Origin of the sequence: Pseudomonas sp. UBA6276, from assembly GCF_002438365.1 — a bacterium.
Classification (GTDB): domain Bacteria; phylum Pseudomonadota; class Gammaproteobacteria; order Pseudomonadales; family Pseudomonadaceae; genus Aquipseudomonas; species Aquipseudomonas coleopterorum.
In genome coordinates this window covers 1-14688 of record NZ_DJUS01000173.1, presented here as the reverse complement: position 1 = coordinate 14688, position 14688 = coordinate 1, and the positions used below count along the sequence as shown (strand labels likewise).

General features: G+C 62.1%; 13 protein-coding genes and 1 tRNA gene. 3 read left to right on the top strand and 11 right to left on the bottom strand.

What is annotated here, in order from left to right; all coding sequences use genetic code 11:
• The 3 genes from htpX to B2V21_RS19605 form a co-directional block, all read left to right on the top strand.
• Positions 1-596 (top strand): protease HtpX (gene htpX, locus B2V21_RS19615; RefSeq protein ID WP_286917762.1); only part of this gene is annotated, 596 nt, incomplete at its 5' end.
• Positions 597-721: 125 nt separating this feature from the next.
• On the top strand, positions 722-5014 hold the full coding sequence (locus tag B2V21_RS19610; RefSeq protein ID WP_286917761.1) for a DEAD/DEAH box helicase: 4293 nt from the start codon (positions 722-724) through the stop codon (positions 5012-5014).
• Between the two features lie 205 nt (positions 5015-5219).
• Positions 5220-6395: an OpgC family protein gene (locus B2V21_RS19605; protein WP_286917760.1), complete on the top strand. Its 1176-nt coding sequence runs from the start codon at positions 5220-5222 to the stop codon at positions 6393-6395.
• On the opposite strand, the gene nadA is transcribed toward B2V21_RS19605, so the two are convergent.
• The 11 genes from nadA to ybgC form a co-directional block, all read right to left on the bottom strand.
• Positions 6396-7454, bottom strand: a complete 1059-nt coding sequence (nadA, locus tag B2V21_RS19600; RefSeq protein ID WP_134721608.1) for a quinolinate synthase NadA — start codon at positions 7452-7454, stop codon at positions 6396-6398.
• A gap of 214 nt (positions 7455-7668) precedes the next feature.
• Positions 7669-7744, bottom strand: a tRNA-Lys gene (locus B2V21_RS19595).
• A gap of 60 nt (positions 7745-7804) precedes the next feature.
• Entirely contained in the window at positions 7805-8494 is a 690-nt protein-coding gene (gene queC, locus B2V21_RS19590; protein WP_192000141.1) for a 7-cyano-7-deazaguanine synthase QueC, read from the bottom strand.
• A 1-nt stretch (position 8495) separates the two neighbouring features.
• Positions 8496-9143, bottom strand: coding sequence for a 7-carboxy-7-deazaguanine synthase QueE (gene queE / locus B2V21_RS19585; protein ID WP_043187201.1), 648 nt, complete (start codon positions 9141-9143; stop codon positions 8496-8498).
• A gap of 161 nt (positions 9144-9304) precedes the next feature.
• Positions 9305-10141: a tol-pal system protein YbgF gene (gene ybgF, locus B2V21_RS19580; RefSeq protein ID WP_049861513.1), complete on the bottom strand. Its 837-nt coding sequence runs from the start codon at positions 10139-10141 to the stop codon at positions 9305-9307.
• Positions 10142-10147: 6 nt separating this feature from the next.
• Positions 10148-10651 (bottom strand): peptidoglycan-associated lipoprotein Pal, encoded by a 504-nt coding sequence (pal, locus tag B2V21_RS19575; RefSeq protein WP_043187198.1) that lies wholly within the window; start codon positions 10649-10651, stop codon positions 10148-10150.
• 52 nt (positions 10652-10703) lie between these two features.
• A complete protein-coding gene (tolB, locus tag B2V21_RS19570) occupies positions 10704-12008 on the bottom strand; it encodes a Tol-Pal system beta propeller repeat protein TolB (RefSeq protein WP_376787142.1) in 1305 nt (434 codons plus the stop codon).
• On the bottom strand, positions 12005-13111 hold the full coding sequence (tolA, locus tag B2V21_RS19565) for a cell envelope integrity protein TolA (protein WP_197979064.1): 1107 nt from the start codon (positions 13109-13111) through the stop codon (positions 12005-12007). Before tolA ends, tolB begins: the two co-directional genes overlap by 4 nt.
• On the bottom strand, positions 13111-13566 hold the full coding sequence (gene tolR, locus B2V21_RS19560) for a protein TolR (RefSeq protein ID WP_049861515.1): 456 nt from the start codon (positions 13564-13566) through the stop codon (positions 13111-13113). Before tolR ends, tolA begins: the two co-directional genes overlap by 1 nt.
• A 14-nt stretch (positions 13567-13580) precedes the next feature.
• Positions 13581-14276: a protein TolQ gene (gene tolQ, locus B2V21_RS19555; RefSeq protein ID WP_043187191.1), complete on the bottom strand. Its 696-nt coding sequence runs from the start codon at positions 14274-14276 to the stop codon at positions 13581-13583.
• A 20-nt stretch (positions 14277-14296) separates the two neighbouring features.
• A partial coding sequence (gene ybgC, locus B2V21_RS19550; protein ID WP_286917759.1) for a tol-pal system-associated acyl-CoA thioesterase occupies positions 14297-14688 on the bottom strand: 392 nt, incomplete at its 5' end.

Sequence of the window (14688 nt, the reverse complement as noted above, 5' to 3'; positions counted from 1 at the left end):
GCATCAAGATGCCCGAGGTCGGCATCTTCCCGGCGTACGAGGCCAACGCCTTCGCCACCGGCTGGAACAAGAACGACGCGCTGGTGGCGGTCAGCCAGGGCCTGCTCGAGCGGTTCTCGCCCGATGAGGTCAAGGCGGTCCTGGCCCACGAGATCGGCCACGTAGCCAACGGCGACATGGTCACCCTGGCACTGGTGCAGGGCGTGGTGAACACCTTCGTGATGTTCTTCGCGCGAATCATCGGCAACTTCGTCGACAAGGTCATCTTCAAGAACGAACAAGGCCAAGGGATCGCCTACTACATCGCGACCATCGTGGCCGAACTGGTGCTGGGTATCCTGGCCAGCATCATCGTCATGTGGTTCTCGCGTCGCCGCGAGTTCCGCGCCGACGAAGCCGGTGCACGCTTGGCCGGCACCAACGCGATGATCGGCGCGCTGCAACGCCTGCGCTCCGAGCAAGGCGTTCCGGTGCAGATGCCCGATTCGCTCAATGCGTTCGGCATCAACGGTGGTCTCAAGCACGGCCTGGCCGGCCTGCTCATGACTCACCCGCCTCTGGAAGACCGTATCGAGGCGCTGCGCCGTCGGGGTTGAAGCAACAGGCTGGACAGAGGGCGACGAAAGTCGCCCTTTTTCTTGGGCGTCGAAAATACGGCAGGTTGTGCGCCGTTTGCATCGTTCAGCTTGCAACTTCGCCGCCCTCCCCCCATCAATAGATCATGAACCTACCTGAACAGCCTGATTCGCCACTGGCCCACTTCCACCCGGCAGTAAGCGCCTGGTTCAGCCAGCACTTTGCGGCCGTTACCCCTGCCCAGGCCCGGGCCTGGCCGTTGATCCAGCAGGGCCTCTCGACCTTGATTGCGGCACCCACCGGGTCGGGCAAGACACTGACGGCGTTCCTGGCCGTGCTCGACGAACTGGTAAAACGGGGACTGGAGCACCAGGGTCGGTTGCCGCAGCGCACGACCGTGCTGTACGTCTCGCCCCTCAAGGCGCTGTCCAACGACATCCAGCTGAATCTGCAACGCCCGCTGCGCGGCATCGCCGAGCACTTGACGACCATGAACCTGCCCGCGGTGACCATCGTCGCCGGTGTACGTACGGGCGACACGCCGCAGAAGGAGCGCGCCGCCATGCGTCGGCAGCCTCCGCACATTCTGGTGACCACACCCGAATCGCTCTACGTGCTGCTCGGTTCGGATTCGGGCCGAGGCATGCTGGCGGATGTGCACACGGTGATCGTCGATGAGATCCACGCGGTGGCCGGCAGCAAGCGCGGCAGTCATCTGGCCTTGAGCCTGGAGCGTCTTCAGGCGCTGTGCAGCCAACCTTTGCGACGCATCGGCCTGTCCGCCACGCAGAAGCCCATCGCCCAGGTGGCGCAATTCCTGGTGGGGACACAACGCGCATGTTCGATCGTCGACATCGGTCACGCGCGGCCTCGGGACCTGGCGATCGAAGTGCCCGCGGTGCCGCTTGCCGCAGTCATGCCCAACGATGTCTGGGAGCTGCTCTACGACCGTCTGGCAGCCCTCGCGCAGTCCCATCGCACCACGCTGGTGTTCGTCAATACGCGGCGCCTGGCCGAACGCGTGGCGCGGCATATGAGCGAGCGCCTGGGCCGTGAGCACGTCGCGGCCCACCATGGCAGCCTGGCCAAGGAACACCGGCTGGATGCGGAGCAGCGCCTCAAGCGCGGCGACTTGCAAGTATTGGTGGCCACCGCTTCGCTGGAGCTGGGCATCGATATCGGTGACGTCGACCTGGCGTGCCAGATCGCTTCGCCAGGCTCCATCTCCGCGTTCCTGCAACGGGTGGGGCGGTCCGGGCACCATGTCGGTGGCGTTCCCAAGGGTCGCCTGTTTCCCATTTCCCGAGATGATCTGATCGAATGCGTGGCTTTGCTGGACTGCGTGCGCCGCGGCGAACTGGACACCTTGCAGATTCCTCAGGCGCCGCTGGACGTGCTGGCCCAACAGATCATCGCCGAGGTCAGTTGCCAGGAATGGCCGGAGCAGGCGCTGCTGCAGATGTTCCGCCAGGCAACGCCTTACGCCGGGCTCGACGACGCGCGCTTCGAGGGCTTGCTGCGCATGCTCGCCGAGGGCTACAGCGGACGTCAGGGCGTGCGCGCAGCCTATGTGCATCGCGATGCCGTGACCCGCACTCTGCGCGGTCGACGCGGCAGCAAGTTGACCGCAGTCACCAGCGGTGGGGCGATTGCCGATAACGCCGACTACGCGGTGCTACTGGAACCCCAAGCGTTGAGCATCGGCAGCGTCAACGAGGATTTCGCCGTGGAAAGCCTCGCCGGCGACATCTTCCAACTGGGCAACCGGTCCTACCGCATCCTGCGCATCGAAGGCGGCAAAGTCAGGGTCGAAGACGCCCACGGCCAGGCGCCGAACATCCCCTTCTGGCTCGGCGAAATGCCGGGGCGCAGCGCCGAGCTGTCGGCCAGCGTGGCGCGATTGCAGGCATCGATCGACCAGCGCCTGGCGCTCAGCGAAGGTCAAGTCGAGTCGTTGCTGCCCTGGTTGCAGGACGAACTGGGCCTGGGCCGGGACAGCGCCGAGCAACTGCTCGATTATCTGGCGCGCACACGTCAGGCGCTGGGCGCCCTGCCCTCGCAGGACACCCTGATCATGGAGCGCTTCTTCGACGCCTCCGGCGCCACGCAACTGGTCATCCATACGCCCTTCGGCAGCCGTATCAACCGCGCCTGGGGTCTGGCCCTGCGCAAGCGCTTCTGCCGCACCTTCAATTTCGAGTTGCAAGCGGCCGCCAGCGAAGATGCAATTGTACTGTCGCTGTCGACCAGCCACAGCTTCGAGCTGGAGGAGGTGTGGCATTACCTGCACAGCAACAGCGCTGAATCGATACTGATCCAGGCGCTGCTCGATGCGCCGCTGTTCGGCGTGCGCTGGCGCTGGAACGCAGCGACGGCCCTGGCCCTGCCCCGCTACAGCGGCGGACGCAAGGTGGCCCCGCAACTGCAGCGCATGAAAGGCGAGGATTTGATCGCCACGGTATTCCCGGACCAGATCGCCTGCCTGGAAAATATCGTCGGCGAGCGGGAGATTCCCGATCATCCCTTGGTCCAACAGACCCTCGACGATTGCCTGCACGAGGCCATGGACAGCGCGGGCTGGCTGACCCTGCTGCGGCGCATCGAGAGCGGTCAGATCACCCTCATCCAGCGCGACCTGCCCAGCCCTTCGCCATTGGCGGCGGCTATCCTCAATGCCCGGCCCTACGCGTTCCTCGACGACGCTCCGCTGGAAGAGCGACGCACCCAGGCAGTCCTCAACCGACGCTGGGACGAACCCCGCTCGGCAGACGACATGGGTGAACTGGACACGGATGCCATCGCCGCCGTGGCCGCCGAAGCATGGCCCGCCCCCATCAACGGCGACGAGATGCACGAAGCCTTGATGAGCCTGGGCGCCTTGGCCGAACACGAAGCCCAGCCCAGCGAGCTGGCGCTGTTGAAGACACTGGCGCGCACCGGCCGTGCTGCGCGCCTGACGCTGGGCGATGGGAATCGCCTGTGGCTGGCCCTGGAGCGCATGGCCTGCCTGCAAACCCTCTACCCCAACGCCGAGCTATCCCCCGCACTGCAGGTGCCGGCACATCTGGCCCAGACGTGGACCCAGGAGAGTGCGACGCTGGAGCTGATCCGCGCCCGCTTGAGCGGATTCGGCCCGCAGCGACTGGGGGACATTGCCGCCCCGCTCAACCTGCATCCTGCCGTGGTGGAACTGGCGCTGCTGGAACTGGAATCCCAGGGTTATGTGATGCGCGGCCAGTTTCTCACCCACATCGAGGAAACCCAGTGGTGCGAGCGGCACCTGCTGGCGCGTATCCATCGCTATACGGTGAAGCACCTGCGGCGGGAGATCGAACCGGTCAGCCTGCAAGTGTTCATGCGTTTTCTGCTCGACTGGCAGTGCCTGGCGCCCGGCACCCGCCTGCAAGGCGAGGAGGCCCTGCCCAAAATCCTGGAACAGTTCGAAGGGTACAGCGCCCCGGCTGGCGCCTGGGAGAGCGATCTGCTGCCCGTACGGCTGCGTGGCTACGACCCATCGTGGCTGGACCGCGCCTGCCGCAGCGGCAAGACGGTCTGGGCGCGGTTGGCCAGCAGCGGCAAAGGAACCACCCTGCGCGGTACGCCCATCGTGCTGCTGCCCCGCGCGCGCCTGCCCCTGTGGCGCAGCCTGGCTCCGACAGTCCAGCCGCAGGAATTGTCCATGCGCGCGCAGAAGGTCGAACAAACCCTAGCCGCGCAGGGCGCGATGTTCTTCGACGATCTCGTACACGATGTGCGCCTGCTGCGGACCGAAGTGGAGAACGCGCTGCAGGAACTGGTCGCCGCAGGCCGCGTGAACGCCGACAGTTTCGCCGGATTGCGCGCGCTGATCACACCGGCCGGCAAACGTCAGGCGCGCAGCAGTCGCCGTGGTCGCGGTGCTTTCATTGGCGGCATGGACGATGCGGGGCGCTGGGCCTTGCTCCAGGCAAACGGCAGTGCCCCCGATGAAGCCGTCGAACAGATCGCGCTGGTGCTGTTGCGTCGCTACGGGGTGGTGTTCTGGCGCCTGCTGCAACGCGAAGCCGACTGGCTGCCCAGCTGGCGCGACCTGCTGCGGGCATTGCAGCGACTGGAGGCGCGCGGACAGATTCGCGGGGGGCGTTTCATCGACGGCTTGTCCGGCGAGCAATTCGCCTTGCCAGAGGCCATTCCAGCCCTGCGCGAGGTGCGCAAAAGACCTGTGGATGGCAGCCTGGTGTCCATTTCGGCCAGCGACCCATTGAACCTGGTGGGCACCCTGCTGCCATTGCCCGGCGCCGACCCTCAGCTGATCCACAAGACCGTGCCAGCGTTGCCGAGCAACCGTGTGCTCTACCGCGACGGACTGCCCGTGGCGGCCTTGATCGCCGGCAAGCCGATGTACTGGAGCGAAGAAACCACGGAGCTACGCCAGCAGCTGATCCATCCCCCCCTGTAGCAGCGGNNGATGACGCGGCTTGCGCCGCTGCTACAGGGCTGCGGTAACTTGGCGTTGTGACATTCCGTAATAGCCAAACTTTTGCAATTCGTTGCGAAACCCGCCACCCTCCGCGCCGCTGGTCGATAATGACCGCCGACGCGGAACCGCAATGCCCGCTGTCCCATCCCTACTACATCCTTCCTATTCGCAAGAGCCTGTCGCCATGACTAACGATCGAGACCATCGGATCGATTTCTATCGAGGTTTGGCGTTGATCTTCATTTTCTGGGATCACATACCGCAAAACCCGCTGGCCAGCTTCACGCTGCGCAACTTCGGCTTCAGCGATGCTGCAGAAGTGTTCGTGTTCCTCGCCGGCTATGCCGCCGTACTGGCCTACGGCAAGATCGCCTTGCGCGACGGCTATCTGGTGGCCGGCATGCGCATCCTGCGTCGCGCCTGGGTGCTTTACGTGGTCCACATCTTCCTGCTGGCGGTCCTGATGGGCATCATCTTCGTCGCCAACAATCACGTCGAAACCCGCGACATGATCCAGGAGATGAACCTCACCTATTTCGTGTCAAACCCGCAACAGGCGATGGTCGACGAACTGCTGCTGCGCTTCAAACCCAACCTGATGGACCCCTTGCCGTTGTACATCGTGTTGCTGCTCGGCCTGCCGATCGTCTTGCCGTTGCTGGTCAAGCGGCCGGCCCAGGCCATCGGCCTGTCGCTGGTGTTGTATCTGATGGTGCATTGGCTGGGCTGGAACATTCCTGCGCACGACAACGGCCTCTGGTATTTCAATCCTCTGGCCTGGCAGGTGCTGTTCGTACTGGGTGGCGCCACGGCGCTGCATTCGACGCGCAGGCAGGCCGTGCCGACCCGCCCCTTGAGCCGCCAACCCCTGTTCCTCGCGTGCGCCACGCTCGTGACATTCAGCGCGCTGGTTGCCTTGGGATGGCGCTGGCCGATGCTGCACGAGGCACTGGTGCCCGGCTGGTTCAGCCAACTGCTCTACCCCATAGACAAGACCAACCTCTCGCCGTCACGCCTTCTGCACTTCGTGGCCTTGGCCTACTGTGTGGCCAAGCTGATACCTCAGGGTGCCTGGGTGAATCATCTGTTGGCACGCAAAGTCGGGCTGATGGGGCGCTATTCGCTCGAGGTCTTCTGCCTCAGCGTGGTGCTGGCACCGTTGGCCGACATGGCCAATGCCCTGGCAGATGATCTATTCGCGATGCAGATCGCGAGCGCGCTGGTCGGCGCAGGCCTGATGCTGGCCTTGGCCGAATGGCTGGAACTGAACAAACGACTGGGCCGTCCGCGGTCTGAGTTGCCAAAGCTTGAACTGCCGAAGTCCGAAAGGCCCGTGGTCGTACTCGGCAAAGGCCTTTGATCAAGCGTTGCCAGCCACTTTCAGGCGCGCTGCCTGGGTAAAGTCCAGCATGCGCTTGAGCGGCCGAACAGCTTGGGGAATCAGCGCCGGATCCACAGTGATTTCGTTGCTGCCGGCGCGCAGGCATTCCAGCGTGCGCTCAAGTGTGTTCATGGCCATCCACGGGCAATGCGCACAGCTGCGACAGGCAGCACCGTTGCCCGCCGTGGGCGCCTCGATCAGCGTCTTTCCAGGCACGGCCTGCTGCATCTTGTAGAAGATACCGCGATCGGTTGCCACGATCAGCGTCTGCTGCGGCAACGTACGGGCAGCGGCAATCAATTGGCTGGTGGAGCCCACGGCGTCAGCCAGTGCGATGACCTCTGCCGGCGACTCGGGGTGCACCAGAATCGCGGCATCGGGATACAGCGCACGCATGTCGCTCAGTTGCCGCGACTTGAACTCCTCGTGCACGATGCAGGCACCGTCCCACATCAGCATGTCAGCGCCGGTGTGGGTCTGGATGTAGTTGCCCAGATGCTTGTCCGGCGCCCAGATGATCTTCTCGCCGTTGTCCATCAGGCTTTCGACGATTTCCAGCGCGCAGCTCGACGTCACTACCCAGTCGGCACGTGCCTTCACCGCGGCCGAGGTGTTGGCATAGACCACCACCGTGCGCTCGGGATGCTGATCGCAGAAAGCCGAGAATGCATCGACCGGGCAACCCAGGTCCAGCGAGCAGGTCGCTTCCAGGGTGGGCATGAGTACACGTTTTTCAGGGTTGAGGATCTTCGCCGTTTCGCCCATGAACCGAACACCCGCCACCACTACGGTACGAGCTGAGTGCTGGTTGCCAAAACGTGCCATTTCCAGCGAGTCGGACACACAACCGCCGGTTTCCTCGGCCAGCGCCTGGATCACCGGATCGCAGTAGTAGTGAGCAACCAGCACCGCGTCCTGAGCCTTGAGCTCGGCAGCGATGGCTGAACGGTAGTCGGCTTCCTGCTCCGGTGTCAGGGGCTTGGGCTGCTTGGCATCCAGGTGAGCCTGAACCAGAAGGCGTTCGGATATCTGCGTCATGGGGCAAGACCTGCGAGCGCTGATGCGCGAGAGTCGAGTATAGACCGGGCCGACAAGGGCCTGGGAGTATATGCCCTGGCTTTCGTGAGGCTTTTGAGGGCTGGCGCAGGCTACAGAGAAACGAGGTGTTAGCAAAGCCCTATCGCTGCAAGGATAACTACCGAATCCCGGGCATAAAAAAACCCGCAGCTTTTGCAAGCTGCGGGTTTCGAAATGGTGGGTCGTGTGGGATTCGAACCTACGACCAATTGGTTAAAAGCCAACTGCTCTACCAACTGAGCTAACGACCCGTTTCGTGGGGCGTATAATACCGAATTCTTTTGGTAATTCAACACCCTACAGAAAAAAAATCAAAAATAACGTGTAGGGTCACTCACACCGGCTGCAGTGAAGCCTTCCGCGCGCAAGCGGCAGCTGTCGCATTTGCCACAGGCCTGGCCTTCGTCGTCAGCCTGATAGCAGGACACCGTCAGGCCGTAGTCCACACCCAGCGCCACGCCCGCCTTGACGATTTCGGCCTTGCTCATGTTCTGCAACGGCGCCTGAATGGTGAAGCCATTGCCTTCCACTCCAGCCTTGGTAGCCAGATTGGCCAGGCGCTCGAAGGCCTCGATGAACTCGGGTCGGCAGTCCGGGTAGCCGGAGTAGTCGACCGCATTGACGCCAATGAAGATATCCCGCGCCTCCAGCACCTCGGCCCAGCCCAGGGCCAGCGACAGAAAGACCGTGTTGCGCGCCGGCACGTAAGTCACCGGAATGCCCTCGCCCAAGGTTTCGGGAACGTCGATCGACGTATCGGTCAGCGCCGAACCGCCCATGCCGTCCAGATTCAGTCCAATGACCTTGTGCTGGACCACGCCCAGATCGCGAGCCACCCGCGCCGCCGCATTAAGCTCGGCGCGATGGCGCTGACCATAGTCGAAACTCATGGTGTAGCAGGCGTAGCCCTGGTCTTTGGCCATCGCCACTACGGTCGCGGAATCCAGGCCGCCGGAGAGCAGGATGACCGCTTTTTTCTGGTGCTCGGTTGTGTCGTTCATGTCAGCGCCCCGGCTCGTCGTTCCAAAGAAGTTTGTGCAATTGCATCTGCAGGCGCACCGGCAGGTTGTCGGCCACGATCCAGTCGGCCAGATCGGTTGCACGCAGTTGATCCTTACTTGGCGAGAACAGCACTTCGCCAGCGCGCTGGTCCAGACCGTACTGAATCAGCTTGGAGACGGCCCAGTCGTAGTCTTCACGCGAGCACAGGACGAATTTAACCTGGTCGTTGCGGGTCAGCAGCTCGATGTTCTCGTAGCGATTGCGATGGACCTCGAGGGAACCCGGGGTCTTCAAATCAAGCACCCGGCTGACTCGCGTGTCCACTGCGCTGATGTCGAGCGCACCGCTGGTTTCCACGGAAACCTCATAGCCGGCATCGCACAGGCGCTGCATCAATGGGATGGCATTGGGCTGGGCCAACGGCTCGCCCCCGGTCACGCACACATAGCGGGGCTTGTAGCTGGCCACCTGCTCCATGAGCGAGTCGAGGGTACGCTGGGTACCCCCGCTGAATGCATAGGCGCTGTCGCAGTATTGGCAGCGCAGAGGGCAACCGGTCAGGCGCACGAAAACCGTGGGCAGGCCAGCGGTCCGCGTCTCACCCTGCAAGGAGTAGAAGACTTCGGTGATACGTAGTGTGTCTTGCATAGGGTCCACGGGCGTGACAGCGAAACAGGCTGACCGCCTCCGTTGGGCACTTCAGGCAGCCCGCGCTCGCGTGGCTTCAGGAAGCGTGTTCATAAAATGGCGGCAAATTCTAACAAAAAACCCGCGCCAGGCGCGGGTTTCTTCGAATCACTCGGCAAGCTTCACAATCTTTGCAGGTCTTTCTGCGCCAATTGCGCCGCGGAAGTACCCGGATACTGGGTCACAACCTGCTGCAGAATACCTTTGACTCGATCGGTATGACCGAGGCGACGTTCGACGTCGGCCAACTTGTACAGCGAATCCGGCACCTTGTTGTGCTTGGGATACAGCTGGCTAACCTTGGCGAAGGCTTGACCTGCGCCTTGCAGATCACCTTTGGCAAGGTTGACCTCGCCCAGCCAGTACTGGGCATTGCCCGCATACTGGCTGTTCGGGTATTTGCGCAGGAATGCGGCAAATGCCTGGCTGGCCTTGTCGAAATCCTTGGCTTTGATCAGGTCGAAGGCTGCATCGTAATACAGCTTCTCCTTGGCCGGATCGCCAGGCTCTGAACTGGCTGTCGATTGACCGCCAGCCGATGAAGCACCAGCGCCGCCGGAGGCGCCGCTGGCTGAAGAATTATCCGGTTGGGCAGCGGGTGCAGGTGCAACCCCAGCGCCAATCCGACGATCGAGATCCTGATACCGCTCGAGCCCTTCCTGTTTCAGGCGCTGGATATCGTTTTGCTGGACTTCGACCTGACCTCGCAGACGCGCGATGTCTTCCTGCATTTGCTGCAGTTGCATGAACAGCTCGCCCTGAGCCGAGACAGGCGCTTGCGCACCTGACCCGGCCGAGGCGCCGTTCGTACCGTAACCTGCAGGCGGATAGCTGCCACCAACGGCGCCACTGTTACCGTAGCCTCCATTGTTGTTGCTATCGACCACAGGCACCGCGCCCCAAGCCATCACAGGCAGGGCGAAAGCCAGAACAGTTACAGCACGACGGCACGTTCGCATGACGAATTACTTACGCAGTTCGACGCGACGGTTTTGAGCCCACGACTGCTCGTCGTTGCCGGTAGCTACTGGACGCTCTTCGCCGTAGGAAACCAGTTCCAGCTGAGCTGGCGAAACGCCTTGCAGTACCAGGTAACGCTGAACGGCCTTGGCGCGACGCTCGCCCAGTGCCAGGTTGTACTCGCGAGTACCGCGCTCGTCGGTGTTACCTTCCAGGACGACGCGAGCGCCGTTGGCTTTCAGGTCCTTGGCGTGAACGTCCAGAGCGCGCATGGCTTCTGGCTTCAGGTCCGAGCTGTCGTATTCGAAGTAGAAGGTGGTGATTGCGCGCAGAGCAGCTTCTTCGCTCAGGGAACCGTCAACGGCACCGGTGTTTGCGCCGTAACCAGCGTTAGGGTCGACAGCAGCGCCGCCTTGACCAGCATCTTCGCCGCCTTTGGACGAGCAACCTACAGCTACGGACAAGGCCAGGGCCAGCGCAGCAAACTTACCAAACTTCAGCATTTCCATCGTGAAACTCCTAATGAACCCCAGTGTGTTAAGTACAACGTATTACGCCGCGTCAGTTCAGGTAAGGGGACCAGGACGGTTCTCTGACTTCGCCTTGAGCGGTAGGAAGCGGGAGCCTCACGCGGCCATTTAGCGACACGAGCATCAAGACTCCCCGGCCCTGCTGGCGGGTGGCGTAGATTACCATGGTGCCGTTGGGCGCAACAGTAGGCGACTCATCAAGAGTTGAATCTGTGAGGATCTTTACGCTTCCGCGTTCCAAGTCCTGCGCCGCCACCTTGAAATTGGTGAAACCATCTTGCCGGTGAATCATTACAAGCGTCTTTTCGTCAGCCGAAAGTTTCGGGTTGGCGTTGTAGTTGCCCACGAACGTCACACGCTCGGCATTGGCGCCACCGGAAGTGCTGGTCTTGTAGATCTGCGGCTTGCCGCCACGGTCCGACGTGAAGTAAAGCGTCGAGCCGTCCTTGCCCCAGAAGGGTTCGGTATCGATCGCCGGGCTGTTGGTCACGCGAGTCAATGCGCGCGACCCCAGGTTCATCACGTAGATTTCCGGGTTGCCATCCTTTGACAGCACCAGCGCCAGACGGTTGCCGTCAGGTGAAAACGCCGGTGCGCCGTTCAAGCCTTCGAAGTTGGTCAGCTGCTCGCGGCGACCGGTGTCGACGTTCTGCAGGAAGATCCGCGGACGACGCTGCTCGAACGATACATAGGCAATGTTGCGGCCATTGGGCGAGTAGCGTGGCGACAGGATCGGCTCGCGCGACTGCAGCAGGGTTACGGCACGTGCCCCATCGTAGTCCGAACGCTGCAGGGTGTAGCGAGTAGCGTTGGTACCGGCGCGCTCGGCGGTGACATAGAGCATGCGCGTGGAGAACGCACCCTTGATCCCGGTCAGCTTCTCGAACGACTGGTCGGAGATGAAGTGGGCCATGTCACGCAGCTGATCGGTGGTGCCCGACACGCTGCCGGTCAACACGGGTTGCTGGGTGTTGACGTTGAGCAGCGCGTACTGCACCTGCAGGCGACCACCGGCCGGCGTGATGCTGCCGACCATGACGTACTGGGCACCCAGCGCCTGCCAGTCGCGGTAGATGACTTCGCTGGCCTGGGACGGCTGGCTGATCATGTTCTGCGGTGGAATGGGTGAGTAGTAGCCCGAGTTGCGCAGGTCGTTGCCGACGATTTCGGCAATGTTGTCAGGCAACACGCTACCACCCTGGAAGCCGAACGGGACGACCGCGATCGGCGTCGCCCGGTCGGCACCGCTGGTGACCAGAATGTTCTTTTCGTCCGCAGAGGCCATGCCGGCGGCGCAGCACAGGACGACGAGCAGTCCTCGAAGAAGGGTAATCACAAGGCAAGATCCTCAGGTGTAAATGTCATCTTGAAGGAACGATAGGGGTTGAAGTCAGCTGGTTTCAAACCCTGCATTTCCGTTAAACGGCCAATGTTCTTGACCGCAGCAACCGCCGAACTGTCGAAAGGCCCATCGCCACTGGAGCGCGAAACGCTGACGTTGGTGACAGTACCATCGGGCAACATGTTGATCTGCAATACCACAGTCATGTTCTTGCGTGCAGAAGGCGGACGTGCCCAACCTTCGGCTGCTCGCGAGCGAATGAGATCGTCGAAGTTGCCCGCGACTTCATCACCCTGCTCATCGGCGAGCGCCTGCTGGCGTTCGGGCTTGTCGGAAAGCAGATCGGCCAGCGCCTGCGCCTTCTTGTCTTCCGCAGCCTTGCGTGCCGCATCCTGGGCCTTCTTCTTCGCAGCGTCGGCCGCAGCCTTCTTCTTCGCGTCCTCGGCAGCCTTCTTCTTGGCATCTTCGGCAGCGGCGGCGGCAGCAGCTTTCTTGGCGTCGTCTTCGGCTTTCTTCTTCGCGTCTTCGGCGGCCTTCTTCTTGGCGTCTTCGGCAGCCTTCTTCTTGGCTTCCTCGGCCGCCTCCTTCTTGGCCTCCTCTTGCTCGGCTTTCTTCTTGGCGATATCGGCCAACTCGCTTTTCTTGGCTTCGGCAGCTTTTTCTGCCGCTTCGGCCTTGGCCGCTTCAGCCTTGGCTGCGGCCGCCTCTGCCGCTTCCGCCTTGGCGGCGGCGTCGGCTTTCTTGGCTTCGTCGGCCTTCTTCGCTGCCTCGGCCTTTTGAGCGGTTTCCTCTTTCTTTTGTTCCGCCGCCTTTATGGCTTCCTGTTCAAGCTTCTTGGTCTCCATCTGCTCGACTTCAGTTTGTCGCGCGGCAGACTTCTTCGCCTCGCCCGCCAGCTTCTGATTGGTCTGAGTGGTGGCCTGGCTCTTGGACTTGAGCTGATAGAGCGTAGCCTGCACGATGGGGCGCGCTTCGGGCAGTTCGGGCGTCATGGCGAAACTGACGAACAACATCCCGAAAATCAGCACGTGCAGGGCTACCGCCCAGACCGTGGGCCAGAAGAAGCTTTCCGAGGCTGAATGCTCTCGCTTTTGCATCACGGGGCCTCGGTAATCAAGCCAACGTTACCGACACCTGCCTGCTGCAAACCACCCATGGCGCCCATGACAGCGCCATAATCCACGGTCTTGTCACCGCGAATGAAGACTTGGGTCTTCTTCCCGTTGGCATTGCCCTGGTTGATGATCGCGGTCGCGGCCTGGGTCATCTGCGCCAGGGTCATGGCCTTGTCCTGCTGCTTTTCAGTGTCTACTTCCTTGCCGACGTTCCAGTAGTAGGTCTTGTCGGCCTTGATGGAAATGGTGAGCACCTGAGTGTTGTTGTCCTGCGGCAACGCTTCGCTGGAAACCTTGGGCAGATCGACCTTCACACCTTGGTTGATCATCGGAGCGGTGACCATGAAGATGACCAGCAGTACCAACATCACGTCGATGTAGGGCACCACGTTCATCTCGGCGACCGGCTTGCGTTTTGGGCGACGACCTCGAGTCATTGGGTTATCCCTGCTCACTCTTCGCTGGTGTGCACTTTACGGTGCAGGATGGCCTGGAACTCGTCAGCGAACGTGTAGTAACGGTTGATCAGGGTCTCGCTGCGGGCAGCGAAACGGTTGTAGGCAATAACGGCCGGAATGGCAGCGAACAGGCCGATGGCCGTGGCGATCAGCGCTTCGGCAATACCCGGTGCAACGGTCGCAAGCGTCGCCTGCTGGGCCGAAGCCAGACCGCGGAACGAGTTCATGATGCCCCATACGGTACCGAACAGACCGACATACGGGCTGGTGGAACCGACCGTGGCCAGGAACGGCAGGCCCTGCTCGAGCTTCTCTTCCTCACGGGAGATCGCAACGCGCATGGCACGACCGACGCCTTCCATGACCGCATCGGGGTCGACGCCCTGCTGCTGGCGCAGACGGGAGAACTCCTTGAAGCCGGCACGGAAGATCTGCTCGACGCCCGAATCCGGATCCGGATTGCTTCCAGCCTGGCGATACAACTTGGACAGGTCGATGCCCGACCAGAATCGCTCCTCGAAGCTGTCCAGAGCCCGACGCCCGGCGCGCAGCATCGAGCTGCGCTGAAAGATCATGATCCACGAAGTGACCGAGGCGGCCACCAGAATCAGCATGACCAACTGCACCACGACACTGGCATTGCTGACCAAACTCCACATGGAGGTATGGTCGACGACGTTAGCTTCCACGCTTAATCTCCTGCATTGGATTATTTGCCCAGGTCGCCCGCGTCGGCGAGGGCCGCGCGCAAGGCTGGGGGAATGGCCTGGGGTTTGAAATTATCGGCGCGCACACAGGCCACCATGAACTGCCCTTCGCAGAGCAGCGTTGCGTCCTTCATCCGCCATACCTGCTGCTTGAAACGCAGGCTGGCGCGATTCAATTCGATTATTTCGGCGGTCACCTTCAGTTCGTCGTCCAACCGCGCTGGCGCATGGTAGCGCGCCTGTGCCGAATGGACGACGAAAAGCAGGTTCTCTCCTGCCAAATGCGACTGGACGAACCCCAGCGCACGCAGGCGCTCGGTACGAGCCCGCTCCATGAATTTGAGGTAGTTGACGTAGTAGACGACGCCGCCTGCATCGGTGTCTTCGTAATAGA